This window comes from Pseudomonas sp. NBRC 111119, assembly GCF_001320125.1.
Classification (GTDB): Bacteria; Pseudomonadota; Gammaproteobacteria; order Pseudomonadales; family Pseudomonadaceae; genus Aquipseudomonas; species Aquipseudomonas parafulva.
In genome coordinates this window covers 92,733-117,016 of record NZ_BCAV01000026.1, presented here as the reverse complement: position 1 = coordinate 117,016, position 24,284 = coordinate 92,733, and the positions used below count along the sequence as shown (strand labels likewise).

24 protein-coding genes and 2 tRNA genes are annotated in these 24,284 nt (G+C 61.8%); 18 read left to right on the top strand and 8 right to left on the bottom strand.

Annotation, left to right across the window (positions count from 1 at the left end; translation table 11 throughout):
• Positions 1–99: 99 nt before the first annotated feature.
• The 4 genes from APH25_RS12090 to APH25_RS12075 form a co-directional block, all read right to left on the bottom strand.
• On the bottom strand, positions 100–1,392 hold the full coding sequence (locus tag APH25_RS12090) for a virulence factor family protein (RefSeq protein ID WP_060482101.1): 1,293 nt from the start codon (positions 1,390–1,392) through the stop codon (positions 100–102).
• Positions 1,392–4,034, bottom strand: coding sequence for a bifunctional lysylphosphatidylglycerol flippase/synthetase MprF (gene mprF, locus APH25_RS12085; protein WP_028634588.1), 2,643 nt, complete (start codon positions 4,032–4,034; stop codon positions 1,392–1,394). The genes APH25_RS12090 and mprF overlap by 1 nt, the downstream gene beginning before the upstream one ends.
• A gap of 257 nt (positions 4,035–4,291) precedes the next feature.
• Positions 4,292–4,368: transfer RNA gene (locus tag APH25_RS12080), tRNA-Met, on the bottom strand.
• A gap of 133 nt (positions 4,369–4,501) precedes the next feature.
• A tRNA-Met gene (locus APH25_RS12075) sits at positions 4,502–4,578 on the bottom strand.
• A 220-nt stretch (positions 4,579–4,798) separates the two neighbouring features.
• Here APH25_RS12075 and dinB point away from each other — a divergent pair.
• Positions 4,799–5,857 (top strand): DNA polymerase IV, encoded by a 1,059-nt coding sequence (dinB, locus tag APH25_RS12070; protein ID WP_161629594.1) that lies wholly within the window; start codon positions 4,799–4,801, stop codon positions 5,855–5,857.
• A 64-nt stretch (positions 5,858–5,921) separates the two neighbouring features.
• Here dinB and APH25_RS12065 read toward each other — a convergent pair whose 3' ends face one another.
• The 3 genes from APH25_RS12065 to APH25_RS12055 all read right to left on the bottom strand — a co-directional run bounded on the left by APH25_RS12065 (position 5,922) and on the right by APH25_RS12055 (position 10,039).
• Positions 5,922–6,875: a hypothetical protein gene (locus tag APH25_RS12065; protein WP_060482100.1), complete on the bottom strand. Its 954-nt coding sequence runs from the start codon at positions 6,873–6,875 to the stop codon at positions 5,922–5,924.
• 20 nt (positions 6,876–6,895) lie between these two features.
• Entirely contained in the window at positions 6,896–8,611 is a 1,716-nt protein-coding gene (locus APH25_RS12060) for a proline--tRNA ligase (protein ID WP_060482099.1), read from the bottom strand.
• Positions 8,612–8,764: 153 nt separating this feature from the next.
• A complete protein-coding gene (locus APH25_RS12055) occupies positions 8,765–10,039 on the bottom strand; it encodes an OprD family porin (RefSeq protein WP_060482098.1) in 1,275 nt (424 codons plus the stop codon).
• 598 nt (positions 10,040–10,637) lie between these two features.
• On the opposite strand from APH25_RS12055, the gene APH25_RS12050 reads away from it, so the two are divergent.
• Entirely contained in the window at positions 10,638–11,069 is a 432-nt protein-coding gene (locus APH25_RS12050) for an HIT domain-containing protein (protein WP_060482097.1), read from the top strand.
• Positions 11,059–11,265, top strand: a complete 207-nt coding sequence (locus APH25_RS12045) for a SlyX family protein (protein WP_060482096.1) — start codon at positions 11,059–11,061, stop codon at positions 11,263–11,265. The genes APH25_RS12050 and APH25_RS12045 overlap by 11 nt, the downstream gene beginning before the upstream one ends.
• Positions 11,266–11,317: 52 nt before the next feature.
• Here APH25_RS12045 and APH25_RS26095 read toward each other — a convergent pair whose 3' ends face one another.
• A complete protein-coding gene (locus tag APH25_RS26095; RefSeq protein ID WP_060482095.1) occupies positions 11,318–11,911 on the bottom strand; it encodes a cold-shock protein in 594 nt (197 codons plus the stop codon).
• Positions 11,912–12,188: 277 nt separating this feature from the next.
• Between APH25_RS26095 and APH25_RS12035 the strand changes: the two genes are divergently transcribed.
• The 15 genes from APH25_RS12035 (at position 12,189) to ybgF (ending at position 24,152) form a co-directional block, all read left to right on the top strand.
• Entirely contained in the window at positions 12,189–12,662 is a 474-nt protein-coding gene (locus APH25_RS12035) for a Dps family protein (RefSeq protein WP_060482094.1), read from the top strand.
• Between the two features lie 139 nt (positions 12,663–12,801).
• Positions 12,802–13,131, top strand: coding sequence for a ribbon-helix-helix domain-containing protein (locus APH25_RS12030; RefSeq protein WP_028634597.1), 330 nt, complete (start codon positions 12,802–12,804; stop codon positions 13,129–13,131).
• A gap of 91 nt (positions 13,132–13,222) precedes the next feature.
• Positions 13,223–13,444 carry an FmdB family zinc ribbon protein gene (locus tag APH25_RS12025; RefSeq protein WP_003254776.1) on the top strand — a complete coding sequence of 74 codons (222 nt, stop codon included), beginning with the start codon at positions 13,223–13,225 and terminating at the stop codon, positions 13,442–13,444.
• A gap of 93 nt (positions 13,445–13,537) precedes the next feature.
• A complete protein-coding gene (gene aspS, locus APH25_RS12020) occupies positions 13,538–15,313 on the top strand; it encodes an aspartate--tRNA ligase (RefSeq protein WP_028634598.1) in 1,776 nt (591 codons plus the stop codon).
• A gap of 108 nt (positions 15,314–15,421) precedes the next feature.
• Entirely contained in the window at positions 15,422–16,168 is a 747-nt protein-coding gene (locus APH25_RS12015; RefSeq protein ID WP_060482093.1) for a YebC/PmpR family DNA-binding transcriptional regulator, read from the top strand.
• Positions 16,169–16,321: 153 nt separating this feature from the next.
• Positions 16,322–16,846, top strand: a complete 525-nt coding sequence (gene ruvC / locus APH25_RS12010) for a crossover junction endodeoxyribonuclease RuvC (RefSeq protein WP_028634600.1) — start codon at positions 16,322–16,324, stop codon at positions 16,844–16,846.
• A gap of 109 nt (positions 16,847–16,955) precedes the next feature.
• Complete coding sequence (ruvA, locus tag APH25_RS12005; protein WP_028634601.1) at positions 16,956–17,573, top strand: Holliday junction branch migration protein RuvA; 618 nt, start codon at positions 16,956–16,958, stop codon at positions 17,571–17,573.
• Positions 17,570–18,616, top strand: a complete 1,047-nt coding sequence (gene ruvB, locus APH25_RS12000; RefSeq protein ID WP_060482092.1) for a Holliday junction branch migration DNA helicase RuvB — start codon at positions 17,570–17,572, stop codon at positions 18,614–18,616. The genes ruvA and ruvB overlap by 4 nt, the downstream gene beginning before the upstream one ends.
• Before the next feature lie 125 nt (positions 18,617–18,741).
• Positions 18,742–19,194, top strand: a complete 453-nt coding sequence (gene ybgC / locus APH25_RS11995; protein WP_028634603.1) for a tol-pal system-associated acyl-CoA thioesterase — start codon at positions 18,742–18,744, stop codon at positions 19,192–19,194.
• A gap of 2 nt (positions 19,195–19,196) precedes the next feature.
• Positions 19,197–19,892 (top strand): protein TolQ, encoded by a 696-nt coding sequence (tolQ, locus tag APH25_RS11990; RefSeq protein WP_023536305.1) that lies wholly within the window; start codon positions 19,197–19,199, stop codon positions 19,890–19,892.
• Positions 19,893–19,906: 14 nt separating this feature from the next.
• Positions 19,907–20,359 (top strand): protein TolR, encoded by a 453-nt coding sequence (tolR, locus tag APH25_RS11985; RefSeq protein ID WP_003254760.1) that lies wholly within the window; start codon positions 19,907–19,909, stop codon positions 20,357–20,359.
• Positions 20,359–21,483 carry a cell envelope integrity protein TolA gene (gene tolA / locus APH25_RS11980; protein ID WP_060482091.1) on the top strand — a complete coding sequence of 375 codons (1,125 nt, stop codon included), beginning with the start codon at positions 20,359–20,361 and terminating at the stop codon, positions 21,481–21,483. Before tolR ends, tolA begins: the two co-directional genes overlap by 1 nt.
• A 26-nt stretch (positions 21,484–21,509) precedes the next feature.
• Positions 21,510–22,781: a Tol-Pal system beta propeller repeat protein TolB gene (gene tolB, locus APH25_RS11975; RefSeq protein WP_033728126.1), complete on the top strand. Its 1,272-nt coding sequence runs from the start codon at positions 21,510–21,512 to the stop codon at positions 22,779–22,781.
• 54 nt (positions 22,782–22,835) lie between these two features.
• Complete coding sequence (pal, locus tag APH25_RS11970) at positions 22,836–23,339, top strand: peptidoglycan-associated lipoprotein Pal (RefSeq protein WP_023536326.1); 504 nt, start codon at positions 22,836–22,838, stop codon at positions 23,337–23,339.
• A gap of 6 nt (positions 23,340–23,345) precedes the next feature.
• Complete coding sequence (ybgF, locus tag APH25_RS11965) at positions 23,346–24,152, top strand: tol-pal system protein YbgF (RefSeq protein WP_028634606.1); 807 nt, start codon at positions 23,346–23,348, stop codon at positions 24,150–24,152.
• Positions 24,153–24,284: the final 132 nt, after the last annotated feature.

Below are 24,284 nucleotides of genomic sequence, written 5' to 3'. Positions count from 1 at the left end.
TTTCGCGGGTGAACCCGCTCCCACAGGTGCCTGCCAGGTCAACTGGATACTTGCGGCTCTATGAGCATGGCGATGCGCCGCAGGCGGCGCTCGCCCCCGTCAGTTCTGTTCCGCCACACTCGACTTGCCTTGGCGCGTCTCGATCTCGTCGATCAGGCGCTTGGCCAGTGCCGGGTAGTTTTCGTCAAAGTGATGGCCGCCCGGCAGCTTCAAACGCTCGCCCACGGCCGTCTTGTCGGTACAACCGCTTTCATCGGTTTCTTCCACCCCGTACACGCACACCACCTTGGCCGCTGGCAGTTTGGCCATTTCCGGGCCTGTAGGCGCTTCCTGGCCTTCCTTGCCCAGCCAGCCTTCAACTTCGATCTCAAAGCTGCCACTGCGAGCGAAGGCCAGCAGCACAACGGCATCGATGCGTTGCTGGTCCTCGGCCGGCAGGCGGTTATAGATGGCCGGCAGTACGTCTGCACCAAATGAATAACCGGTCAGCACGAAGCGCTTGGTGCCCCACTTCTGGCGGTAGTGATGCATCAGCTCGGACAGGTCGGCTGCGCTCTGTTCCGGCGTCTTGTGCTGCCAGTAGTAGCGCAGGGTGTCGATGCCCACCACCGGGTAACCGAGCTTGGCCATTTCCCCGGCCACATCACGGTCAAGGTCGCGCCAGCCGCCGTCACCGGAAAGGAACAGGGTCACGGTGTCGGTCGTCTGCCCGGCAGGTACTTCAACCACCGGTATGGCCAGGGCGTTGCCGTCCTGGCCAACCAGCGCCTGGGTCAGCTGCGCCTTGAGCACTTGTGGCAAATGAATGTCGTAGTCGCTGATGCTGGTTTCGGCGTTGGCCTGGTCGCGGACGAAGGCGGCGCTGGCATCATCGGGGTTGTCGTTCCAGGCCACGTTCCAGTGGCCGTGGGGGGCGGATTTAGGCAGCGGGGCCTGGCACCCGGGTTGCTCCAGCGTGAAACCCACGGAAATAGCCCGGGCCTTATCGTTGCCTTGGCTGGCCAGCCAGCGCCAGGCCTGTGCGGCACCTGGCCCGATACCGGCCACCAACGTGGGTGGCTGCGGCAACTGGGCCAGCGCCTGGTCCATCGCTTGCTGCTGCTTGCTGCAATCGGCGGCGGGCAAGGTCACCTGCACCAGTTGCGCGTCTGCGGCCTGGGCCAGGTCCAGCAGTTGCTTGTGGGTCAGGGCCTGGTCTTCAGGCACACCGATGGCGACCCTGGCGGTGGCGCGCACCCCGGGGGTAACACGGGTGATGCTGGTGCCATCAATGGTCAGTTGTTCAAGGCGGGCCTCAGGTGCCGGCCGCGTCCATAGCCAGAACGCCAACACGCCGCCAAGGGCGGCCAGCAGCAAGGGAACCAGCAGGTACAGCCAAAAGCGTCGGGTCATCAGCGTTTCACCAATCCAGTCAAGCCGCCGGCAATCAGGGCAGCAGTGTCGGCCAGTGCCACCAGCGGGTCGAGCCCGGCTGGCACAGCCATGTAACGGGGTTCCCAGTCCGGTTGGAACTTGTCCTTGAAACGGCGCAGCCCCTGGAAGTTGTAAAGCTGCTCGCCACGGCGGAACACCATCGAACCCAGACGCTGGGTAAGGGGTGCGCCACGGCGCGGCTGCAGGCCGGAAAGCGGCACCATGCCAAGGCTGAAGCGGCCGTAATCATGGCTTTTGTAATGCAGGATCAGGCCGATCATCATGAATTCCATGGTCAGCTTCGGCGCCTCTGGGTGAGCGCGCATCAGGTCCAGGCTCGCCAGTTCGTTGCTGTGGGTTTCCAGCAGGTTGGCAAACGCCACCGGCCGGCCTTGGAAGCGAATCAGGGCGATGCGGAAGTGCTGCAGGTACTCCGGGCTGAAGCGCCCCAGCGAGAACCCTTTCTCGCGCACGTTCTTGCCGGTCAGCCAGGCATCCGAAATCTCTTTCAGCTCGGCCAGCGGGGCTTGGCCGTGCTCGTGAATTTCCAGGGTCAGGCCATCCCGACCCCCACGGTTCCAGGTGTAGCGCAGGTCCTTCATCTCCTTGCCTTTGGCTTCGAGATCAAAGCGGCGCAGGTCGACCCGGGCTTCCTCGCCCAGCTTCAGCGCGGTCAGGCCGATGTCCATGTAGAACGGCAGGTTCTCGGCGCGCACCTGGTAGAACACCGGCCGGGCGTGGTGCAGGTCGCACAGGTCACGGAACTGCCAGATCATTTCGGCACGTTCCTGGGCAGGGCCAATGGGGTCGTACAGCGCCACCAGGCTGCGACCACGGCGTGCGTACATCAGAAACGCGTTGTCGCGGGGGTGGAACAGTAGGGCCTTGTCGCCGGTCAGGGCCAGGCCCCCGTCGGGTTGGTCCGACGCCAGCAGTATGCGGTTGGCGCGCTGCAGCTCCGCTTCATCGGGCTGATGAATGACCGGTGGCGCCGTACGCAGCAGCCAGGTCAGCGCCAACGCCGCCAGCAGCAAGGCACTGCCCATGGCCGCACGCAGGCCGCGTGGGGCATCGGCGTCCAACGTGAACTGCCACCACAGTTGGTGGCTGTACGGCACGTCTTGGTAAGCGAACAGCAGCAGCCATACCGAAGCACCGACCGCGCAGGCACTGGCGACCAGATACACCGGCGAGAACGGCAGTTCCAGCAGGCGGCTTGGGCGGTAGAACGAGCGGCGGAACAAGGCGAGCAGGGCGGCGGTGAATGTCAGCAGGGACGCTTCTTCCCAGTCGAAGCCCTTGAGCAGCGACAGCAACGAGCCCACCAGCAGCAACACCGTGGTCAGCAGCCAGGCAGCGGACAGGCGCCGGCGCAGGCCCTGGGCCAGCAGCAGGCACAGTACGCCAATCAGGCTGGCGCCAAAGTGCGATGCGTCGATCAGCCGGTGAGGGATCAGGAAACCCATGTGCTCAAGGCGCGAGTCAATCTCGGGTGTAGCGCCGGAGAACAGCAACACCACGCCGGAGATGAACACCATGATCGCCAGGATCGGCGCAGCCAACCCCGATGCAGCCTTCATTGCCTGCTGGGCGAACAGCAGGCGCTTGGCTTCATTGGCCAGCAGCAGTACGCACGCCACCAGCAACGGCAGCACCACATAGATCAGCCGATACAGCAGCAAGGCGGCTGCCAGCGGAGCGGCACCCAGCTGGTTGGCAAAGGCGGCCAGCAGGATCGCTTCGAAAACCCCGACACCTCCCGGTACGTGGCTGAGCACGCCGGCTGCCAGGGCTAGCAGGTAGACCAGGACGAACGCGCCGAAGGGTGGTGCCTCTGGCAACAGCAGGTACAGCACAGTAGCCGCAGCGGCGACATCCAGCGCAGTGATCAGCAACTGCAGGCCTGCCAGGCGGGCACCCGGCAGGCGCAGGGTGCGGCGGCCCAGTTGCACCAGCAAGTTGTCTGCCAGTGGTTGCTCCGCCAGGCGCCTGCGGTACAAGCCGGCCACCAGCAGTGCGCTGGCCACCAGCACCGCGATGGCGACACCCGCCAGCAGGGTGGGCGACAAACGCAGGGCAGTGGAGGCCGCTGGCAGGTTGCTCAAGGTGGCCAAGGCTGCCAGCGGTGGCAGTGCGCAGCCCAGTGAAAGGCTGGCGAATACCGTCATGCGCGCCACTTCACCCGCACCGAGCCCCTGGCGGGCATAGAGGCGATAACGCACCGAACCGCCCGAGAGCATCGAGAGGCCAATGGCATTACCAATCGCGAACGCGCTGAAGCCGCCCAGCACCAGGCTGCTTGCCGGCAATTTCACCCCGGCATAACGGCTGGCCGACCACTCGTAACCCAGCAGGATCACAAAGCCGACCACGGTCGCCAGCAGGGCGCCCAGCAACGCGTGCACCGGCACACTCAGCATGGCGTCGTGCAGGGCATAGATGTCCAGCTCGCTCAACAGGTGGCGGCAGGCGATCAGCGCCATGGTGAACAACAGCAGGGTCACCGCCAGGCCAATGGGCTGGCGGTAGCGGCTGATGCGTTCGAGCAAAGGCAGGCGCTGCGCTGCAGTGGGCAGTGCGGTTGCCAGTGGCCCTGCGGGTTCGGGGTTGTGCGAAGTCATGGGTTACCTCGTGCAGCAGGCGCGAGGTGAAGAAGAGGTGCGGCCAAGTGAAAGTCCCTTTGGGAAAACGTATCCAATATTACTCCTGCCCAAGGCGCTTAACAGCCAGGCAGCGTTAAAGATAGTTCATTCTAGGGGCGGCGGGCCAAGCCTATGGTTGGGCAGGCCCCAGCAAAACAAGGCAGGCGGGGTATACGGGGGCGCTAAAGCAACAAACCCCGCCTGTCGCTAAACAGGCGGGGTTTGTTCTGACGATATGGTTGCGGGAGCCGGATTTGAACCGACGACCTTCGGGTTATGAGCCCGACGAGCTACCAGGCTGCTCCATCCCGCGTCAGTGGGGCGAATTCTACAGTTTCCATGGAAGGTGTCAAGCGCTACTTGTTGATTCTTTTGATTTTTTTTGTCGCCCTTTTTCAGGGCCAAAGAAAAAGGCCACTGCATTAACAGTGGCCTTCTCTCGAATCTGGTTGCGGGAGCCGGATTTGAACCGACGACCTTCGGGTTATGAGCCCGACGAGCTACCAGGCTGCTCCATCCCGCGCCTGTGAGATCGAATTCTACGGATTTCCCTAGCAGTGTCAAGCTTTATTCTAAAAAAACCTTTCCCGTTCAAACTCTTAGCAGCCCTAAAGGGGGAGCGCCCCAGGCGTGGCGGGGTTTTCAGGCCGGTAATCGGGCAACCCTGGGCACAGGCTGTTTCACTCCAGGCCTCATGCGCTACTATCTGTATGAATTTACAGTGCTCACGGTCATCCATGTCTTTGCGCAAGATCATCCACGTCGACTGCGACTGCTTCTACGCAGCAATCGAGATGCGCGACGACCCGCGCCTGGCCGGTCGGCCGATGGCAGTGGGTGGCTCCGCCGAGCGGCGTGGGGTCATCGCCACCTGCAATTATGAGGCGCGTGCCTATGGTGTGCGCTCGGCCATGTCGTCCCGCCATGCCCTCAAGCTGTGCCCGGACCTGTTGATCGTGAAGCCGCGTTTCGAGGCCTACCGCGAAGCTTCCCGTGAAATCCACAGTATTTTCCGCGAGTACACCGACCTGATCGAGCCGCTGTCCCTTGATGAAGCCTATCTGGACGTCAGTGACAGCCAGTGGTACGCCGGCAGCGCCACGCGCATCGCTGAAGACATTCGCCGGCGTGTTGCCCGCACGCTGCATATCACGGTTTCTGCAGGTGTGGCGCCCAACAAGTTCCTGGCCAAGATCGCCAGTGACTGGCGTAAGCCCAATGGGTTGTTTGTGATCACGCCCGGCGAGGTCGAGGCGTTTGTCGCCGCATTGCCGGTTGCCAGGCTGCATGGTGTGGGCAAGGTGACCGCAGAGAAGCTGACGCGCCTTGGCATTGAAACCTGCCTGCAACTGCGAGACTGGTCGCGCCTGGCGCTGGTGCGCGAATTCGGCAGTTTCGGTGAGCGCTTGTGGGGGTTGGCGCGAGGCATTGACGAGCGGGTTGTTCATAACGACAGCCGTCGCCAATCGGTCAGCGTGGAAAACACCTACGACACCGACCTGCCGGACCTGGCCAGTTGCCTGGCGCGCTTGCCGGAGCTGCTGGAAAGCCTGAATACCCGCATCGAACGAATGGACGCCAGCTACCGACCGGACAAACCCTTCGTCAAGGTCAAGTTCCACGACTTCACCCAGACCACGCTGGAGCAAGCCGGGGCGGGCAGGGACCTGGACAGTTATCGGCAGTTATTGGGGCAGGCGTTCGCCAGGGGTGGCAAACCGGTGCGTTTGCTGGGGGTAGGGGTGAGGTTGCGTGACCTGCGCGGGGCGCATGAACAGATGGAGTTGTTCCCACCGCAGTAGCCTACCTGGCGACGGTGCGCCCGCTCTCTATAAAGAAGGCGCATTTTGCCAGTGGATCAATGAGTCAGTGCGCGCCTGGGTCGGCCACCAGCCGGCCGGTTGCCTTGGTCAACGACTTGAGAAACTCCTGTTGCAGCTCCGGGTCGTTGCGCGTCAGCTCGATCAGGCTTTGCTCCATTTCGCTGGCTTCCTCTTCCAGGCCCAGCTCTGACAGGCGTTTGACCCGGTGCACCCATTGCCCGACATCGTCGTCTTCGAGGTCGTCGAAAATCAGCTCGTGGGCTTCGCGCAACTTGTTGCGCAGCGTGGCGCTGACCAACAGGCTGGCATCACCGCGTACCGCGTTGTCTTCATCCACGACCTGTAGATGCAGTGTGCCAACGTGGTTGAGGTTCTGTTCGGAGAACGGAGTGTCCAGCAGGTTCAAGCGCAACATGCCATTGCGGTCGGTGGTGAGTTCGTGGGTCATCTTGCCCGCTTTGACCTCGACCAGGCGCTCGCTCCACGGCATGCTCGTGGCCTCTTCGCGCTTGGCTTTCTGCACTTCACTGATACCCGCAAGGTTCTGCTGGGCGCGGCCATTGGACGCCACGTTCATGAACGGGTTGAGGCCATCCACGCCGTAGATCAGCCAGTCATGGGTGACACTTTGCGGCAGGTTGCCCAAGGCGAAGACGTTGACCACATTTGCCCCAACGCCTGCCACCACTGCAACAGCGCCAAGCGGGATTTCGTAGATTTCCCGCCATGGCTGGTAGGGCGTGTAGCGGTCGTAGTGACGGGTCACTTCGTATTCGGTGACTTCAAAACGCTTCTGCTCGTGCACGCGCACACGTCGCTGCGGCAGCTCCATGACCTCTGGCTCGCCAACATCGATTTGCAAAGTGTGCTCGAGCAGCTTGCGCTCCACGCGCTCCTCATGGTCGCTACGCTGGGGCATCTGGTTGGCGCAGCCGCTGACGAGCAGGGCGCCGCAGAGTGCGGCGCCCGTCAGGTTGAAGGTACTTCGCTTTGACATGATCACTCGGGCATTGGTTATCAGCGGCGAACGCGGGTCTGCAGGAAGGTCAGCACCTCGTTGAGCGGCAACGCCTGGGCATCCTGCTCGGTCCGGTGCTTGTATTCCAGGTTGCCATCAGCCAGGCCACGGTCACTGACCACGATGCGGTGCGGAATACCGATCAGTTCCATGTCGGCGAACTTGATACCGGGGCTGGTCTTCTTGTCCCGGTCGTCCAGCAGCACTTCGTAACCGGCAGCGGTCAGCTCGGCATACAGCTTGTCGGTCGCCTCGCGAACAACCTCGGTCTCATAGCGCAGTGGTACCAGGGCGACCTGGAAGGGCGCCAGTGCATCGTTCCAGATAATGCCCTTGTCGTCGTGGTTCTGCTCGATGGCAGCGGCCACCACACGGGATACACCAATGCCGTAGCAGCCCATGGACAGCACCACTGGCTTGCCGTTTTCACCCAGTACCTGGCACTTGAGCGCCTCGCTGTACTTGGTGCCCAGCTGGAAGATATGGCCCACTTCGATACCGCGCTTGATCACCAGCGTGCCTTGGCCGTCCGGGCTTGGGTCGCCTTCGACCACGTTGCGCAGGTCGGCCACCTGAGGTACTGGCAGGTCGCGTTCCCAGTTCACGCCGAAGTAGTGCTTGTCGTCGATGTTGGCGCCGATGCCGAAGTCGCTCATCAGGGCCACCGAGCGGTCGATCACGCACTCCAGCGGCAGATTCATCGGGCCGAGCGAGCCGGCGCCGGCGCCAATGGCGTCACGCAGGTCGGCATCGGTTGCCATGACCAGCGGGTCGGCCACCTGCTCCAGCTTGGCGGCCTTGATTTCGTTGAGCTCGTGGTCACCACGCACGACCAGGGCGACCAGCTTGCCCTCTTCGGAGCCACGTACGATCAAGGTCTTGACGGTTTTCTCGATCGGCAGGCCGAAGTTTTCAACCAGCTGGGCAATGGTCTTGGCATTGGGCGTATCGACCAGGCGCAGCTCCTCGGTAGGGGCGGGGCGCACGGTTTCCCGCGGCATGGCCTCGGCCTTCTCGATGTTGGCGGCGTAGTCGGAGCTGTCGCTGAAGATCACATCGTCTTCACCCGACTCGGCCAGCACGTGGAATTCGTGCGAGTAGCTGCCGCCGATGGAGCCGGTGTCGGCCTGCACAGGGCGGAAATCCAGGCCCAGGCGGGTGAAGACATTGGTGTACGCCTGGTGCATGCGATCGTAGGTTTCCTGCAGGGAAGCCTGGTCGGCATGGAACGAGTAGGCGTCCTTCATGATGAACTCGCGGCCGCGCATCAGGCCGAAGCGCGGGCGGATCTCGTCACGGAACTTGGTCTGGATCTGGTACATGTTCAGTGGCAGCTGTTTATAGCTGGACAGCTCGTTGCGGGCCAGGTCGGTGATGACCTCTTCGTGGGTAGGGCCCACGCAGAACTCACGCTGGTGACGGTCCTTGACCCGCAGCAGCTCGGGGCCGTACTGCTCCCAACGGCCGGATTCCTGCCACAGTTCGGCGGGCTGGATGCTGGGCATCAGCACTTCCAGTGCGCCGGCTGCGTTCATTTCCTCGCGCACCACGTTCTCGACCTTGCGCATGACCCGCAGGCCCATCGGCAGCCAGGTGTACAGGCCGGAGGCCAGTTTGCGGATCATGCCGGCACGCAGCATGAGCTGGTGGCTGATGACCACTGCGTCGGCAGGGGTTTCTTTCTGGGTGGCGAGCAAATATTGACTGGTGCGCATGGTTAGCCGTGTCTAATACGTTGAAATAGCCCCGCATTGTACGGGGGTGAAACGAAGGCGTACAGGATGCCCCAGGGCGCCGCTGTTGTCAGCCAAAGAAAAAGCCCGGCGTGATCGCCGGGCTTTTCAAGTGCGGGGCACTGCAAGCCAGGCTTACAGGATGCTCAGCGGGTACTCCACGATCAGGCGCAGTTCGTCCAGCGATGGGGAGCCGTAGTAGACGCCATCGGAAGAACGGTAGGTGGCCTGACGTACGCGGAAGCTGAGGTCCTTGGCCGGGCCTTCCTGCAGCACGTACTTGATGTCGATGTCGCGTTCCCATTCCTTGCCATTGCTGGTGGTGCCGGTGTCTGCACCGGTACCGCGCACGTAGCGAGTCATGAAGCTCAGGCCTGGGATGCCGTACTCGGCAAAGTTCAGGTCATAGCGGGCCTGCCAGGACTTCTCGCCTTCGGCGTTGAAGTCCGAACGCGCCACGGAGTTGGCCAGGAACACGGTGCCACCGCCGTCTACGCCGTAGCCATAGTCGCCGTCACCGGTCACTTTCTGGTAGGCCAGGGTGAAGGTGTGCGCGCCGATGTTGTACGCGCCGGACAGGCTGAAGGCACGGTTGTCGAGCTTGGTCACGCCGTCTTTTTCGGCGCGCTGCAGGCCTTGGCCGTCGCTCTTGGTGTCGTAGAAGTTGAAGTCGAACACCAGGCCTTGCTTGTCGGACAGCGGCAGCGCCCAGTTGACGTTGGCGTAGTATTTGCGCCAGTAGTCTTCGACCTTGGAGTAGTACAGGCTGGTGGACAGGCTGTCGGTGAAGGCGTAGGTACCACCGAATACATCGGCTTCCTTCAGGCGCAGGCTGTCACGGTTGGTCTGCTCCTGGCCGGTCAGGCTGGTGAAGCGGCCGGCGTGCAGGGTCAGGCCTTTGATGTCGTTGCTGGTGAGCAATGCACCTTGGGCGATTTCAGGCAGCAGGCGGCGGCTGTCATCGGTTGCGAAGACGGGCAGCGCGGTGAACTGGTCGCCGACTTTCAGCACGGTGTCGGAAATGCGGAATTTCACCGCGCCGCCGCCTTTGGAGTAGTCATCCTGCGAGCGGCCGTCGGAGCCCGTCGGGAACAGGCCAGTGCCGGCGCGGCCTTTGCCGCTGTCCAGTTTCAGGCCCAGCATGCCGATGGCGTCCAGGCCTACACCCACGGTGCCCTGGGTGAAGCCCGACTCGTAGGTGCCGACGAAACCGAGGCCGGTTTCTTCGCGGCGGCTTTGGCCGCCTTGGTTGTTGCGGAAATCACGGCTGAAATACAGCATGCGAGTTTTGACGCTCAGCTTGCTGTCTTCAACAAAACCTTTGGACTCATCCTGCGAAGAGGCCAGTGCCATCTGCGAGGACCCCGCCGAAACGGCCAGGGCGATCATGCTCCACTTCATCACGCGCATCGTGATTTGCTCCTTTGGTTTTTTTAGGAAGAGTACCGCTGCATCCAGGTGTTCTAGTTATTGGGTGCAGCTCTTTCTTGTTATGTCGGCGAAAAGATATAGCACGCTGACTGACGTTGGCGATATGGCAATAAGCACTCTTTACGGAACTTTTTTTCCACGTCGCTGTCGGGCATTTTCAGGTCGTAATCCGCAGCTTTTCACACAGAGCCTTGGTAACCCGGGTATTGCAGTAGTCATGCCGACTTGGCGTCAGAGCAATGCAACAAGCGTGCTCATATTTGCTCCTGGTTGATGAAATTTTCACATTTGCCGCGGGCGACCCCCACCGAAGTCCTGAAAACACGGGGTGTGGGCTGTCTGATGGTGTGCCTGTGTAAACCCAAGTGGCAAACCCTATAGCTTGCTATCAAAGTCAAGGTGTTACCGCGATTTGTTAATCCAGAGTCAATTGTGGCCTTCCTTTGTGTCAGGCCGTGTGCAGGAGGCGTCATTTTGGTGCGAAAAGTAGCGCTGTGTTACCGGGATCTTGCAGCGTATTCTGATGACGGCTTTTTTTTACGTTGTAACCGCTGTATCCGCTTGGAGGAGATTCACTTTGTTTGTTCTTGATTCGCGTTTGCAACTCGATACGGTCGTACTGGGTGACTTCGCGCTCTGCCAGCTGCTGTTGAGCAAGGATGCCAACTACCCGTGGTTCATCCTGGTGCCAAAACGCCCGGGCGTCAGTGAGCTTTTCGACCTGGACGCCGCCGAGCAACACCAGTTGTGGCAGGAAACCACCCAGTTGGCCGTCGCGCTCAAAGCCAGCTATGGCGCCGACAAGATGAATGTCGCCACCCTGGGTAACGTGGTCAGCCAGTTGCACATGCATGTGATCGTGCGTATGCAAGGCGATGCGGCATGGCCGGCACCGGTTTGGGGCAAGTGCCCGGCGGTGAGCTACAGCGACGAGCAGGTGCAACTGGTTCGCCAGCGCGTGCGGGCTTTGCAGCTGGAAGGCTTCAAGGAGGCCGCCGATGTCGCTTGAGCAGCGCATGGTCGAGCTGGAAACCCGTCAGGCGTTTCAGGATGACACCCTCCAGGCGCTCAATGACGTGGTGGTGGAGCAGGGGCGGGTGATCGAGCGGCTGCAGTTGCAGATGGCCGAGCTGCTCAAGCGTTACGAGGAAATGGTAGGGCAGTACGGCAGTGAGGGTGAGGAGGCGCCGCCACCCCATTACTGAAGGCGGCGGGTTACCTGTCGGGCCGGTAGCCGGCCCGCTGGGGGTGCGGGTTTCAGCGGCGGTTCACCGCCACCACGTCCTCGGCCTGCAGGCCTTTGTCGCGGTGCATCACGGAAAACTCGACGCGCTGGCCCTCGACAAGAATGCGGTGGCCCTCACCGCGAATGGCGCGAAAGTGCACGAAAATATCGTCGCCGGAATCCCGGGAGATAAAGCCGAAGCCTTTGGAGGTGTTGAACCACTTCACAGTGCCGGTATCCCGGTTGCTGGCATCAGGTGTGCTGTGCTGGGTTGCGCGGGCCTTGCGCGGGCTTTGGGCGAAACCCGCCACCAGGTGCAGCAGCACAGCCAGCGATGCACAGACCAGTGCCGCCAGGTTGCCCATTTCCGGGCGCGCCAGCAGGGTCAGGGTTTGCAGCACCACCGCTACCACCAGCAGGGCGCAGGCCAGGTATTGCAGTTGTTGCCTGGCGCCGCGGTAGTACAGCGGTACCACCGGTGCCAGTACCAGGTTGAGCAGGCCGAGCAGGGCCAGGTACACCGCGTCGGGTTGTTGCAGGAAGGGTATGGCTTCGGTTTTCAGGCTGGGCATGAACGATAGCAGCAGCGCTGCCACGCCCGTCACCAGATGGACGATCTTGAACATGGGATTGGCTCACAGTTGATAAAGCTGATCACGGGGAGAGCTGGCGGCACGGTGCGCATGAGATGTAGAGCGCGAACACATGACCCACAGCCTATGCACCCGGCAATTGCAGTCCGCACGGGTGGCACGCTGCCTATTTAACAGTAAAGCCGCAGGGTACTCAAACCACAGGGCGTTCGCGGGTGGCCTGCAACGCCTTGTCACAGGCGCAACGCCCCAGGTATTGCTACAGTGGTCGGCACCCGTTTGGGTCTCAAGCTTTCAGAAGGGGAACGTCATGGCAATCGATATCGGCATCAATGAAGCAGATCGCAAGTCCATCGTCGATGGGCTGTCCCGCCTGCTGTCGGACACGTACGTGCTGTATCTGAAAACCCATAATTTTCACTGGAACGTCACCGGGCCATCATTCCGTACCTTGCACCTGATGTTCGAAGAGCAATACAACGAGCTGGCGCTGGCAGTCGACTCCATCGCCGAGCGTATCCGTGCACTGGGCTTTCCGGCACCCGGTTCGTATGCATTTTATGCCCGCCACTCCTCGATCGAGGAGGAGGAAGGGGTGCCCCATGCCGATGAAATGATCCGCCAGTTGGTACAGGGGCAGGAAACCGTGGTGCGCACGGCGCGCAGCATCTTCCCGGTGGTGGACAAGGTCAGTGACGAGCCTACTGCCGACCTGTTGACCCAGCGCATGCAGGTTCACGAAAAAACCGCCTGGATGTTGCGAGTGCTGCTCGACGGCAAGTAGCAGGCACTGTATGCGAGGGCCCGGCCCGGGTAACCGACCGGGCCTTTGTGATTTGTGCGGGAAGGCTTTGCCGCTGCTCAGTGCCGACCGATCGGCGCTTCATACACCCCCTGGTACCTGATACGAGGAGGTGTGGCAGATGATCCGCGCGAGCAAACGTACGACAGGCCAGGGGCGTTGGCCTGGCAAGCAGTGCATCGACCCCTTCAAGGCCGACTTCGACATGCTGCAGACACAGCCCGTGTCGCGCTCGGTACGGTTGAACGGGTTTTCAACCTGCCTGCGCCTGGAGGCGGTGTACTGGAGCATCCTGGAGCGCATCGCTGCGGTGAACCACTGCTCGGTCAGCGCGGTACTGTCCTACGTGGACCGCGAAATACACCTGCGCCAGGGTGGGGTGCGCAACTTCAGTGGCCTCATCCGCGTGATCTGTGTGGCATGGCTGCAGGACCCGCCAGCTGCGCACTGATCGCCCGGCGGGCTGCGCAGTGTCAGTTAACCATATATAATCCCGCTTTTGCTGCCCTGGCAGCCAGCGTTGTGGTTGACGAGAGACACCCATGCCCCTTTATGACTATCAATGTGCGTCCTGCGAGCACCGCATGGAGGTGCTGCAGAAAATCAGCGCCGCGCCGCTTACCGACTGCCCGGCCTGTCAGGCCCCGGCGCTGAAGAAGTTGCTGTCGGTACCCGGTTTCCGCCTTAGCGGTAACGGCTGGTACGAAACCGACTTCAAGACTGGCGCCAAGAAGAACCTGGCAGGCGGCGACAAGGCCGACTGAGTTGAATGCTGTGACCGGGTCTTGCAGTATTAGCCCTCCGGGCGGCCAAGGCCTCCACCGAATACACGAATCACGAGAAGCGAAACCACCATCATGATGCGCAGCCATTATTGCGGCCAACTGAACGAGAGCCTGGACGGCCAGGAAGTCACCCTTTGCGGCTGGGTCCATCGTCGCCGGGACCACGGCGGGGTGATCTTCCTCGACATCCGTGACCGCGAGGGCATGGCCCAGGTCGTGTTCGACCCGGACCGCGCCGACACCTTCGCCGCTGCTGACCGCGTGCGCAGCGAGTACGTGGTGCAGGTCACCGGCAAGGTGCGCAAGCGCCCTGACGGTGCGGTCAATGCCAACATGGCCTCCGGCGCCATCGAAATCCTCGGTTATCAGCTCAATGTGCTGAACGAAGCCGAAACCCCGCCGTTCCCGTTGAACGAATACTCCGACGTGGGCGAAGAAACCCGCCTGCGCTATCGCTTCATCGACCTGCGTCGCCCGGAAATGGCCGACAAGCTGCGCCTGCGCTCGCGCATCACCAGCAGCATCCGCCGCTTCCTCGACGAAAACGGCTTCCTGGATGTGGAAACCCCGATCCTCACCCGTGCCACCCCAGAAGGCGCGCGTGACTACCTGGTGCCAAGCCGTACCCACGCCGGCAGCTTCTTTGCCTTGCCACAGTCGCCGCAGCTGTTCAAGCAACTGCTGATGGTGGCCGGCTTCGACCGCTACTACCAGATCGCCAAGTGCTTCCGTGACGAAGACCTGCGCGCAGATCGCCAGCCGGAATTCACCCAGATCGACATTGAGACCAGCTTCCTGGACGAGTCCGAGATCATGGGCCTGACCGAGAGCATGATCCGCAAGCTGTTCAAGGAAGTGCTGGACTTGGAGTTCGGCGATTTCCCGCACATGACCTTCGAAGAAGCCATGCGCCGCTACGGCTCCGACAAGCCAGACCTGCGTATCCCGCTGGAACTGGTCGATGTTGCCGACCAGCTCAAGGACGTCGATTTCAAAGTGTTCGCCGGCCCGGCCAACGATCCGAAATGCCGCGTCACCGCCCTGCGCCTGCCAGGCGGCGCGAGCATGCCGCGCAGCAAGATCGACGAGTACACCAAGTTCGTCGGCATCTATGGTGCCCGCGGCCTGGCCTACATCAAGGTCAACGAGCGCGCCAAAGGGGTCGAGGGCCTGCAGTCGCCGATCGTCAAGAACATCCCCGAGGCCAACCTCAACACCATCCTCGACCGCGTCGGCGCTGTAGACGGCGACATCGTGTTCTTCGGTGCAGACAAGTTCAAGATCGTCAGCGAGGCCCTGGGCGCGCTGCGTATCCGCCTGGGTCACGACTTCGAGCTGTTCACCTGCGAGTGGGCACCGATGTGGGTCGTCGACTTCCCGATGTTCGAAGAGAACGAAGACGGCAGCTTCACGGCGTTGCACCACCCGTTCACCGCGCCGAAGTGCACCCCGCAGGAGCTTGAGGCCAACCCTGCCACGGCCCTGTCCCGCGCCTACGACATGGTGCTCAACGGCACTGAGCTGGGTGGCGGTTCCATCCGTATCCACCGCAAGGAAATGCAGCAGGCCGTGTTCCGCCTGCTGGGTATCGAAGCGGCGGAACAGGAAGAGAAGTTCGGCTTCCTGCTCGATGCCCTGAAGTTCGGTGCACCGCCCCACGGCGGCCTGGCCTTCGGTCTGGACCGCCTGGTCATGCTGATGACTGGCGCCCAGTCGATTCGTGAAGTGATCGCCTTCCCGAAAACCCAGAGTGCCGCGTGCGTCATGACCCAGGCCCCAGGCCTGGTCGATGCCAAGGCCCTGCGCGAGCTGCACATCCGTCTGCGCGAGCAGACCAAGGTCGAGTAATCGGCCCCGGGCGTATCCGGCGGATGCGCCCATGCGCTTCGGCGCAGTCTTTCCACGTTCCGCCCTTCGGGGCGGAACCTGTTTCTGTTTCAAGGATCGGGAGTCGTTATGGCAGGCCATTCCAAGTGGGCGAACATCAAGCACCGCAAAGAGCGCCAGGATGCCAAGAGAGGCAAGGTCTTCACCAAGTGGATCCGTGAGCTGACCGTCGCTGCCAAACAGGGCGGCCCGGACGCGGCCTCCAACCCGCGCCTGCGCCTGGCGCTGGATAAGGCCCTGGGTGCCAACATGAGCCGTGACATTATTGATCGGGCCGTGGCACGTGGTGCCGGTACCAACGAAAGCGACAACGTCGAAGAGCTCAGCTACGAAGGTTACGGCCCAGGCGGCGTGGCGATCATGGTCGAAGCCATGACCGACAACCGCAACCGCACGGCTGCGGCTGTGCGCCATGCCTTCACCAAATGCGGGGGCAACCTGGGCACCGACGGTTCGGTGGCGTATCTGTTCGAGCGCAAGGGCCAGATCAGTTTCGCCCCGGGGGTAGACGAAGACGCCCTGATGGAAGCTGCGATGGAGGCCGATGCCGACGACGTGGTAGCCAACGATGATGGCTCGTTCGAGGTGTTTACGTCGTTCAACAGCTTCTATGCCGTGCGCAATGCGCTGGAAGAGGCAGGCTTCAAGGCGGCGGATGCGGAAATCGTCATGCAGCCGACCACCAGTGCCGAGTTGGACCAGGATGGCGCTGAAAAGGTACTCAAGCTGATCGACATGCTCGAAGACCTGGACGACGTGCAGAACGTCTATTCCAATGCGCAGATCTCCGACGAGATCATGGAAACCCTCGGCTAGGGTGTTCTGGTAGCTCCAACCAGGCATTCAGGCTTTTCTTTGCTTGCACCGGCCCTTTCGCGGCGGTACGGCGCTCCGATAGACTCGCAGCGCCGTACCGCCGCGAAAGGGCCGTACCGTTTGCAGCATGCATCATTTTTTTCGACAGGCGCTATGACTCTGATTCTAGGTATCGACCCCGGCTCGCGCATCACCGGTTACGGCGTGGTGCGCCAGACCGCCCGCGGCTGCGAGTATGTGGCGTCAGGCTGCATCCGCACCGGCAGCGGCGAGCTGCATGAGCGGTTGCAGATCGTGTTTCGCGGGGTCAGTGAAGTCATCGCACAGCACGGCCCGGTGACCATGGGCATCGAGCGGGTGTTCATGGCCCGCAATGCCGATTCGGCGCTCAAGCTGGGCCAGGCCCGGGGGGCTGCGATCGTGGCGGCCGCCGAGGCCGGCCTTGAGATCGCCGAGTACAGCGCCACCCAGGTCAAGCAGGCGGTGGCCGGCACCGGCGGCGCCAACAAAGAGCAGGTGATGATGATGGTCATGCACCTGCTCAAGCTCACGCAAAAACCGCAGATCGACGCCTCCGATGCCCTGGCCATCGCCTTGTGCCACGCCCACACCCGTTCCAGCCTGGTGCCCCACGGCCTGGCCACGGCGCGCCGGCGGGGCGGGCGCTTGCGTCTGTAGGCGCTTCATGCGCTGATACACATTATGTGCGGGTGGCGCGTTCACCCGCCGCATTTGCTGATAGGGTTGAGCGGTCTGCGACCGGCTCCCCGAGAATAAGGATCGGAACGTGATTGGAAGATTGCGCGGCACTCTGGCGGAAAAGCAGCCCCCGCACCTGATTATCGACGTCAATGGCGTGGGCTACGAGCTCGAAGTGCCCATGACCACCCTGTATCGCCTGCCCAAGGTTGGCGAGCCAGTGACCGTGCACACCCACCTGGTGGTGCGCGAGGACGCCCACCTGCTGTACGGGTTTGCCGAAAAGCGCGAGCGCGAGTTGTTCCGTGAACTGATCCGCCTCAATGGCGTAGGGCCCAAGCTGGCGCTGGCGCTGATGTCGGGCCTGGAAGTCGACGAGCTGGTGCGCTGCGTACAGGCTCAGGACACCTCGGCACTGGTGCGTGTACCGGGCGTTGGCAAGAAAACCGCCGAGCGCCTGCTGGTCGAGCTCAAAGACCGCTTCAAGGCCTGGGAAACGTCCCCGGCCATGTTCACTTTGGTATCCGACGGGCCGTTGCCGGTGGCCAGTGAATCAACCGCTGAAGCCGACGCCGTCAGCGCCCTCGTTTCGCTGGGCTACAAGCCGCAAGAGGCGAGCAAGGCCATTGGGGCCATCAAGGACAAGGCCAGCCTGAGCAGTGAAGAGCTGATCCGTCGCAGCCTCAAGGGGATGATTACCAAGTGATCGAAGCCGACCGCCTGATCGCCGCCAGTGGCCGCGACCGCGAAGACGTGCAAGACCGCGCGATCCGGCCATTACGCCTGGAGGAGTACATCGGCCAGCCGGTAGTGCGCGAGCAAATGGCACTGTTCATCCAAGCCGCACGGGGGCGCAGCGAATCGCTTGACCACACGCTGATCTTTGGTCCCCCGGGGCTGGGCAAGACTACCTTGGCCAACATCATCGCCCATGAGATGGGTGTGTCGGTCAAGAGCACTTCGGGGCCTATCCTCGAGCGGCCTGGGGACTTGGCCGCGATGCTTACCAACCTGGAGCCCCATGACGTTCTGTTCATCGACGAAATCCACCGGCTGTCACCCGTCGTCGAAGAAGTGCTGTACCCGGCCATGGAAGACTTTCAGCTCGATATCATGATCGGGGAGGGGCCTGCCGCCCGGTCCATCAAGCTCGACCTGCCACCGTTCACCCTGGTCGGCGCCACCACCCGTGCGGGCATGCTCACCAACCCGTTGCGCGACCGCTTCGGTATCGTCCAGCGCCTGGAGTTCTACAGCGACAAGGACCTGGCGACCATCGTCAGCCGCTCGGCAAGCATTCTGGGCCTGGTCATCGAAGACCTCGGCGCCTATGAAATCGCCCGCCGCGCGCGCGGCACCCCGCGTATTGCCAACCGCCTGCTGCGCCGGGTGCGCGACTATGCCGAAGTGCGGGGCAAGGGCCAGATCACCAAGGCGGTGGCCGACATGGCGCTGAACCTGCTGGATGTGGACGAGCGTGGCTTCGATCATTCCGACCGTCGCCTGTTGTTGACCATGATTGAGAAGTTCGACGGGGGCCCGGTGGGGGTCGACAACCTGGCGGCCGCCATCAGCGAAGAACGCCACACCATCGAGGACGTGCTCGAACCCTACCTGATCCAGCAGGGCTACATCATGCGCACACCGCGCGGGCGTGTGGTCACCCGTCATGCCTACCTGCATTTCGGCCTCGACGTGCCGGGGCAGTTGGGGGAGGGCGCCGTTTTTTCCCAAACGGGCGATGAATGACAGATCGAAAACGGCTTTTCGTGGTCCTACCGCTGGCAGGCTGCATGGGCGCTGGCAATACGACATGAACGATGAAAAAACAGTTGCTACAGCGGATTGGCAAGGCGAGGAGTAAGCACTAGAGTATGCGCGCGCTAAATGGCCTGGAACCCTTTGCACACCGTTGTCGCGTCTATTACGAAGATACCGATGCTGGCGGCGTGGTGTATTACGTCAATTACCTGAAATTCATGGAGCGCGCGCGCACCGAACGCTTGCGGCACCTGGGTTTTTCCCAGTCGCAGCTGGCGCAGGGCAACCTGCTGTTTGTCGTCCACTCCAGCGAAGCGCGTTACCACGCGCCGGCGCGGCTGGACGACGAACTGCGGGTTACCGCGCAAGTACTTGAACTCAATCGCGCCAGCCTGCGCTTCGTGCAGCAGGTCTGGCGGGAAAAGGATGAAACGCTGCTCTGCGAAGGGCAGTTCCTGGTGGCCGCTGTGCGCGCCGACACTTTCAAACCCCGAGCCATCCCCCCGGAGCTGCGCGACGCCTTTGTGGCCGACTGCTCGGGTAATCAATCGAATGCAGGAGAATAAGCGTGGAAGCTAACGTCGTCGACCATACCTCCATGTGGAGTCTGGTCAGCAATGCCAGCGTAGTGGTGCAGTTGGTGATGCTGACCCTGGTGGCCGCCTCGGTCACCTCGTGGATCATGATTTTTCAGCGCAGCACCATGCTGCGCGCCGGTCGTCGTGCGCTGGATGCCTTCGAAGAGCGCTTCTGGTCGGGTATCGACCTGTCCAAGCTGTACCGCCAGGCCGGCAGCAACCCAGACCCGGATTCGGGTGTGGAGCAGGTCTTCCGTGCCGGTTTCAAGGAATTCTCGCGCCTGCGCCAGCAACCGGGTGTTGACCCGGACGCGGTCATGGAAGGCGTAGGCCGTGCCATGCGCGTTGCTATTTCCCGCGAGGAAGAAAAGCTCGAGCAAAGCCTGCCGTTCCTGGCGACCGTGGGTTCCACCAGCCCGTACATCGGCCTGTTCGGTACCGTATGGGGGATCATGAACTCCTTCCGCGGCCTGGCCAGCGCCCAACAGGCCACCCTGGCCACCGTTGCCCCCGGCATCGCCGAGGCACTGATCGCTACGGCTATCGGCCTGTTCGCGGCAATCCCGGCGGTTATTGCCTACAACCGCTTCGCGGCGCGCAGTGAAACGCTGATCGGCCGCTACTACACCTTCGCCGACGAGTTCCAGGCGATCCTGCACCGTAAAGTGCACACCAGCGAAGAGTAATCAGGTAGAAGCCCATGGCCCGAGTTCGCCACAAACGCAAGCCCGTCGCCGAGATGAACGTGGTGCCCTACATCGACGTGATGCTGGTACTGCTGGTCATCTTCATGGTGACGGCGCCCATGCTCAACCAGGGCGTCAAGGTAGACCTGCCCAAGGTTTCCAGCGAAGCCTTGCCGCAGGACAACAACGTCCAGATCCTTACCATTTCCATCAAGGCCGACAAGACCTACTACTGGAACCTCGGCAGTGAAGTCGACACCGACAAGCAGATGGACAAGGCCATGACCTTGCCGGCCATGACCGACGCTGTGACCAAGATCATTGCCGCCGGCCGCGACCAGGGCAAACAGACCCAGGTCTTCATCCGCGGCGACAAGGCCGTGGACTATGGCGCGGTCATGGGTGCCATGGGCGGGCTGCAGAAAGCCGGTGTCGGTAACGTTGGCCTGATTACCGAGGCGCCCTGATGCAACAGCGAGAGCCATCCGCCTCGGAAAGCTACTTCTGGCCCAGTGTCTGGGCCATCGGCCTGCATGTGCTGGTGTTTGCCTTGCTGTTCGTCAGCTTCGCCATGACCCCTGAGCTGCCGCCGTCCAAGCCGATCGTTCAGGCTACGCTGTATCAGCTCAAGTCCAAGAGCCAGGCGACCACCCAGACCAACCAGAAGATTGCCGGGGAAGCGAAAAAAACCGCTTCGCGCCAGACCGAGGTCGAGCAGCTGGAGCAGAAGAAGGTCGAGCAGGAAGCTGTGAAAGCGGCGGAACAAAAGAAAGCCGACGCTGCTCAAAAGGCCGAGGAAGCCCGCCAGGCGGCCGAGGCCAAAAAAGCCGAGGAAGCTGCAAAAACGGCCGAAGCCAAGAAAGCGGCCGAAGCGAAGAAGGCCGAAGAGGCCAAAAAAGCGGCGGAAAAACAGCAAGCCGACATTGCCAAGAAAAAAGCCGAAGACGAAGCGAAGAAAAAAGCCGAGGACGAAGCGAAGAAAAAAGCCGAGGACGAGGCTAAGAAGCAGGCGGCTGAAGAGGCGAAGAAACAAGCCGCAGAGGATGCCAAGAAAAAGGCAGCCGAAGAGGCGAAGAAAAAAGCGGCCGAGGACGCCAAGAAAAAGGCGGCAGCCGAGGACGCGAAGAAAAAGGCAGCTGAAGAGGCCAAGAAAAAGGCCGCGGCAGATGCCCAGAAGAAAAAGGCCCAGGAAGCAGCGCGCAAGGCGGCTGAGGACAAGAAGGCGCAGGCACTGGCCGAGCTGCTGTCCGACACCACTGAGCGTCAGCAGGCACTGGCGGACGAGCAGGGTGACCAGGTGGCCGGCGATTTCGACGACCTGATCCGCATGCGTGCAGCAGAAGGTTGGGCGCGGCCCCCTTCGGCACGCAAAGGCATGACGGTAGTCCTGCAGGTCAGCATGCTGCCGGATGGCACCATCACCAATGTGAGCGTGCTGCGCTCCAGTGGCGACGGCCCGTTTGACAGTTCGGCAGTGGCCGCCATGAAGAACATCGGTCGTCTGACTGAAATGCAGGGTATGAAGCCGAGCGATTTCAACCGGTATCGCTCGTTCAAGATGACATTTACACCTGAGGATCTAGCGTTGTGATTAAACGTCTGAGAGGACTGCTGGTCATGCTGTGCTGCGTGGCAGGCATGGCCGTAGCAGAGGAAAAGAACATCCTGGTCACCAGTGGTAGCGACCGGGCCACACCCATCGCGGTGGTACCCTTTGCCGTCCAGGGCGGGAGCGTGCTGCCTGAAGACATGGCAGACATCATCGGTAACGACCTGCGCAACTCGGGCTACTACTCGCCCATTCCGCGTCAGAACATGATCAGCCAGCCGTCCCAGGCCAGCGAAGTCATCTTCCGTGACTGGAAAGCGCTGGGTGCCCAGTACGTGATGGTCGGCAGCATCGTGCCGTCCGGTGGCCGCCTGCAGGTGCAGTACGCCCTGTTCAACGTGGCTACCGAGCAGCAGGTACTGACCGGCAGCGTGGCCGGCACGGCCGACCAGTTGCGCGACATGTCGCACTACATTGCCGACCAGTCGTTCGAGAAGCTCACCGGCATCAAGGGTGCTTTCTCTACCCGCATGCTGTACGTCACTGCCGAGCGCTTCTCCACCAACAACACCCGCTACACCTTGCAGCGTTCGGACTACGACGGTGCACGTGCGGTCACCCTGCTGCAGTCGCGTGAGCCGATCCTGTCGCCGCGCTTCGCGCCGGATGGCAAGCGCATCGCCTACGTGTCGTTCGAGCAGCGTCGCCCGCGCATCTTCATCCAGCACATCGACACGGGCCGTCGCGAGCAGATCACCAACTTCGAGGGCCTCAACGGCGCACCTGCCTGGTCGCCTGACGGCTCGCGTCTGGCATTCGTGCTGTCCAAGGACGGTAACCCGGACATCTATGTGATGAACGTGGCGTCGCGTCAGATCAGCCGCGTAACCGCTGGCCCGGGTATCAATACCGAACCGTTCTGGGGCAAGGATGGCAACACCCTGTACTTCACCTCGGACCGCGGCGGCAAGCCACAGATCTACAAACAGTCGGTCAGCGGTGGCAGTGCAGAACGCGTTACCTTCGTGGGTAACTACAATGCCAACCCGAAACTGTCGGCTGACGAAAAGACCTTGGTCATGATTCACCGTCAGCAGGGCTTCACCAACTTCAAAGTTGCGGCCCAGGACTTGCAACGCGGAAGTGTAAAGATTCTCTCGGAGACCAGTCTTGATGAGTCTCCCACTGTTGCGCCCAACGGCACCATGCTAATCTACGCCACCCGCCAGCAGGGCCGGGGAGTCTTGATGCTCGTGTCGCTTAATGGCCGCGTGAGGCTCCCACTTCCTACCGCTCAAGGCGAAGTCAGAGAACCGTCCTGGTCCCCTTACCTGAACTGATTGCGGCGTAATACGTTTTGCTTAACACACTGGGGTTTCATTAGGAGTTTCACGATGGAAATGCTGAAGTTTGGTAAATTCGCTGCGCTGGCTCTGGCCATGGCCGTGGCTGTAGGTTGCTCCTCGAAGGGCGGTGACAATGCTGGTGAAGGCGCCGGCGCCGTTGACCCGAACGCTGGCTACGGTGCAAACACCGGCGCAGTGGACGGTTCCCTGAGCGAAGAAGCCGCTCTGCGCGCAATCACCACCTTCTACTTCGAATACGACAGCTCGGACCTGAAGCCAGAAGCCATGCGCGCTCTGGACGTTCACGCCAAGGACCTGAAAGCCAACGGCAACCGTGTCGTTCTGGAAGGTAACACCGACGAGCGCGGTACCCGTGAGTACAACATGGCTCTGGGCGAGCGTCGTGCCAAGGCCGTTCAGCGCTACCTGGTTCTGCAGGGCGTTTCCCCTGCACAGCTGGAAGTGGTTTCCTACGGTGAAGAGCGTCCAGTTGCCACTGGCAACGACGAGCAGTCCTGGGCTCAAAACCGTCGCGTAGAACTGCGTAAGTAAGTTCTTATGCGTATGTGCCGCCGTGCAGTAACCGTCCTCGCACTCAGCCTGCCCCTTTCGGCGTGGGCTGCAGTCCCTGTAGTAGATGACAACTCAGGCAGCTATCCGCCTGCGGGTTATGGCACGAGCGGCGCCTATGCCGGGTCAGGGGCTTCGGCCCCTGCCTCTGCACAGGGCCAGCTGTTCATGCAGCTGCAACAGATGCAGGATCAGCTTTCCCGCCAGCAAGGCATCATCGAAGAGCTGCAAAACGATGTGTCGCGCATGAAGCAGGAAAACCTGGAGCGTTACCAGGACCTGGACCGTCGCATCAACAGTGGCGCCGCGCCTGCCGCGACCCCTGACAATTCTGCTGGTAGTGGTGCCTCTGGCGCCGCCACCGGGGCAGCAGCAGGTGCTGCAGCCCAACAACCGGCCGCCAACAGCGAGCCCGGTGACCCGGCGAAGGAAAAGCTCTACTACGATGCCGCCTTCGACCTGATCAAACAGAAAGACTTCGACAAGGCCAGCCAGGCGTTCAATGCCTTCCTGCGCAAGTACCCCAACAGCCAGTATGCGGGCAATGCCCAGTATTGGCTGGGCGAGGTGAACCTGGCCAAAGGTGACCTGCAAGGTGCAAGCCAGGCCTTCGCCCAGGTCAGCCAGAAGTACCCCAAGCACAGCAAGGTGCCTGACTCGCTCTATAAGCTTGCCGATGTTGAGCGTCGCCTGGGGCACACCGACAAGGTCAAAGGTATTTTGCAGCAGGTCGTTACCCAGTACCCCGGCACCTCCGCCGCTCAACTGGCTCAGCGAGACCTGCAAAAGCTTTAGGCTGTGCCGCTTGGTGGTAACCGTTCGAAAGAAACCCGCGCCTGTCGCGGGTTTTTTCGTTAGAATCAGCGCCCTTTTTTCGTAAACACGCTGCTGCGGATAACGCCATGTCGAGTCCGCGACAGTGCCTGA

Coding starts and splice junctions, on each gene's coding strand:
- APH25_RS12035 (WP_060482094.1), top strand. CDS start 12,189: ATGGCAATCGATATCGGCATCAATGAAGCAGATCGCAAGTCCATCGTC.
- APH25_RS12025 (WP_003254776.1), top strand. CDS start 13,223: ATGCCCCTTTATGACTATCAATGTGCGTCCTGCGAGCACCGCATGGAG.
- tolR (WP_003254760.1), top strand. CDS start 19,907: ATGGCCCGAGTTCGCCACAAACGCAAGCCCGTCGCCGAGATGAACGTG.
- ybgC (WP_028634603.1), top strand. CDS start 18,742: ATGCGCGCGCTAAATGGCCTGGAACCCTTTGCACACCGTTGTCGCGTC.
- APH25_RS12090 (WP_060482101.1), bottom strand. CDS start 1,392: ATGACCCGACGCTTTTGGCTGTACCTGCTGGTTCCCTTGCTGCTGGCC.
- APH25_RS26095 (WP_060482095.1), bottom strand. CDS start 11,911: ATGTTCAAGATCGTCCATCTGGTGACGGGCGTGGCAGCGCTGCTGCTA.
- mprF (WP_028634588.1), bottom strand. CDS start 4,034: ATGACTTCGCACAACCCCGAACCCGCAGGGCCACTGGCAACCGCACTG.
- aspS (WP_028634598.1), top strand. CDS start 13,538: ATGATGCGCAGCCATTATTGCGGCCAACTGAACGAGAGCCTGGACGGC.
- APH25_RS12015 (WP_060482093.1), top strand. CDS start 15,422: ATGGCAGGCCATTCCAAGTGGGCGAACATCAAGCACCGCAAAGAGCGC.
- tolB (WP_033728126.1), top strand. CDS start 21,510: ATGCTGTGCTGCGTGGCAGGCATGGCCGTAGCAGAGGAAAAGAACATC.
- ruvC (WP_028634600.1), top strand. CDS start 16,322: ATGACTCTGATTCTAGGTATCGACCCCGGCTCGCGCATCACCGGTTAC.
- APH25_RS12030 (WP_028634597.1), top strand. CDS start 12,802: ATGATCCGCGCGAGCAAACGTACGACAGGCCAGGGGCGTTGGCCTGGC.
- APH25_RS12065 (WP_060482100.1), bottom strand. CDS start 6,875: ATGTCAAAGCGAAGTACCTTCAACCTGACGGGCGCCGCACTCTGCGGC.
- APH25_RS12045 (WP_060482096.1), top strand. CDS start 11,059: ATGTCGCTTGAGCAGCGCATGGTCGAGCTGGAAACCCGTCAGGCGTTT.
- tolA (WP_060482091.1), top strand. CDS start 20,359: ATGCAACAGCGAGAGCCATCCGCCTCGGAAAGCTACTTCTGGCCCAGT.
- pal (WP_023536326.1), top strand. CDS start 22,836: ATGGAAATGCTGAAGTTTGGTAAATTCGCTGCGCTGGCTCTGGCCATG.
- APH25_RS12055 (WP_060482098.1), bottom strand. CDS start 10,039: ATGCGCGTGATGAAGTGGAGCATGATCGCCCTGGCCGTTTCGGCGGGG.
- ybgF (WP_028634606.1), top strand. CDS start 23,346: ATGCGTATGTGCCGCCGTGCAGTAACCGTCCTCGCACTCAGCCTGCCC.
- APH25_RS12060 (WP_060482099.1), bottom strand. CDS start 8,611: ATGCGCACCAGTCAATATTTGCTCGCCACCCAGAAAGAAACCCCTGCC.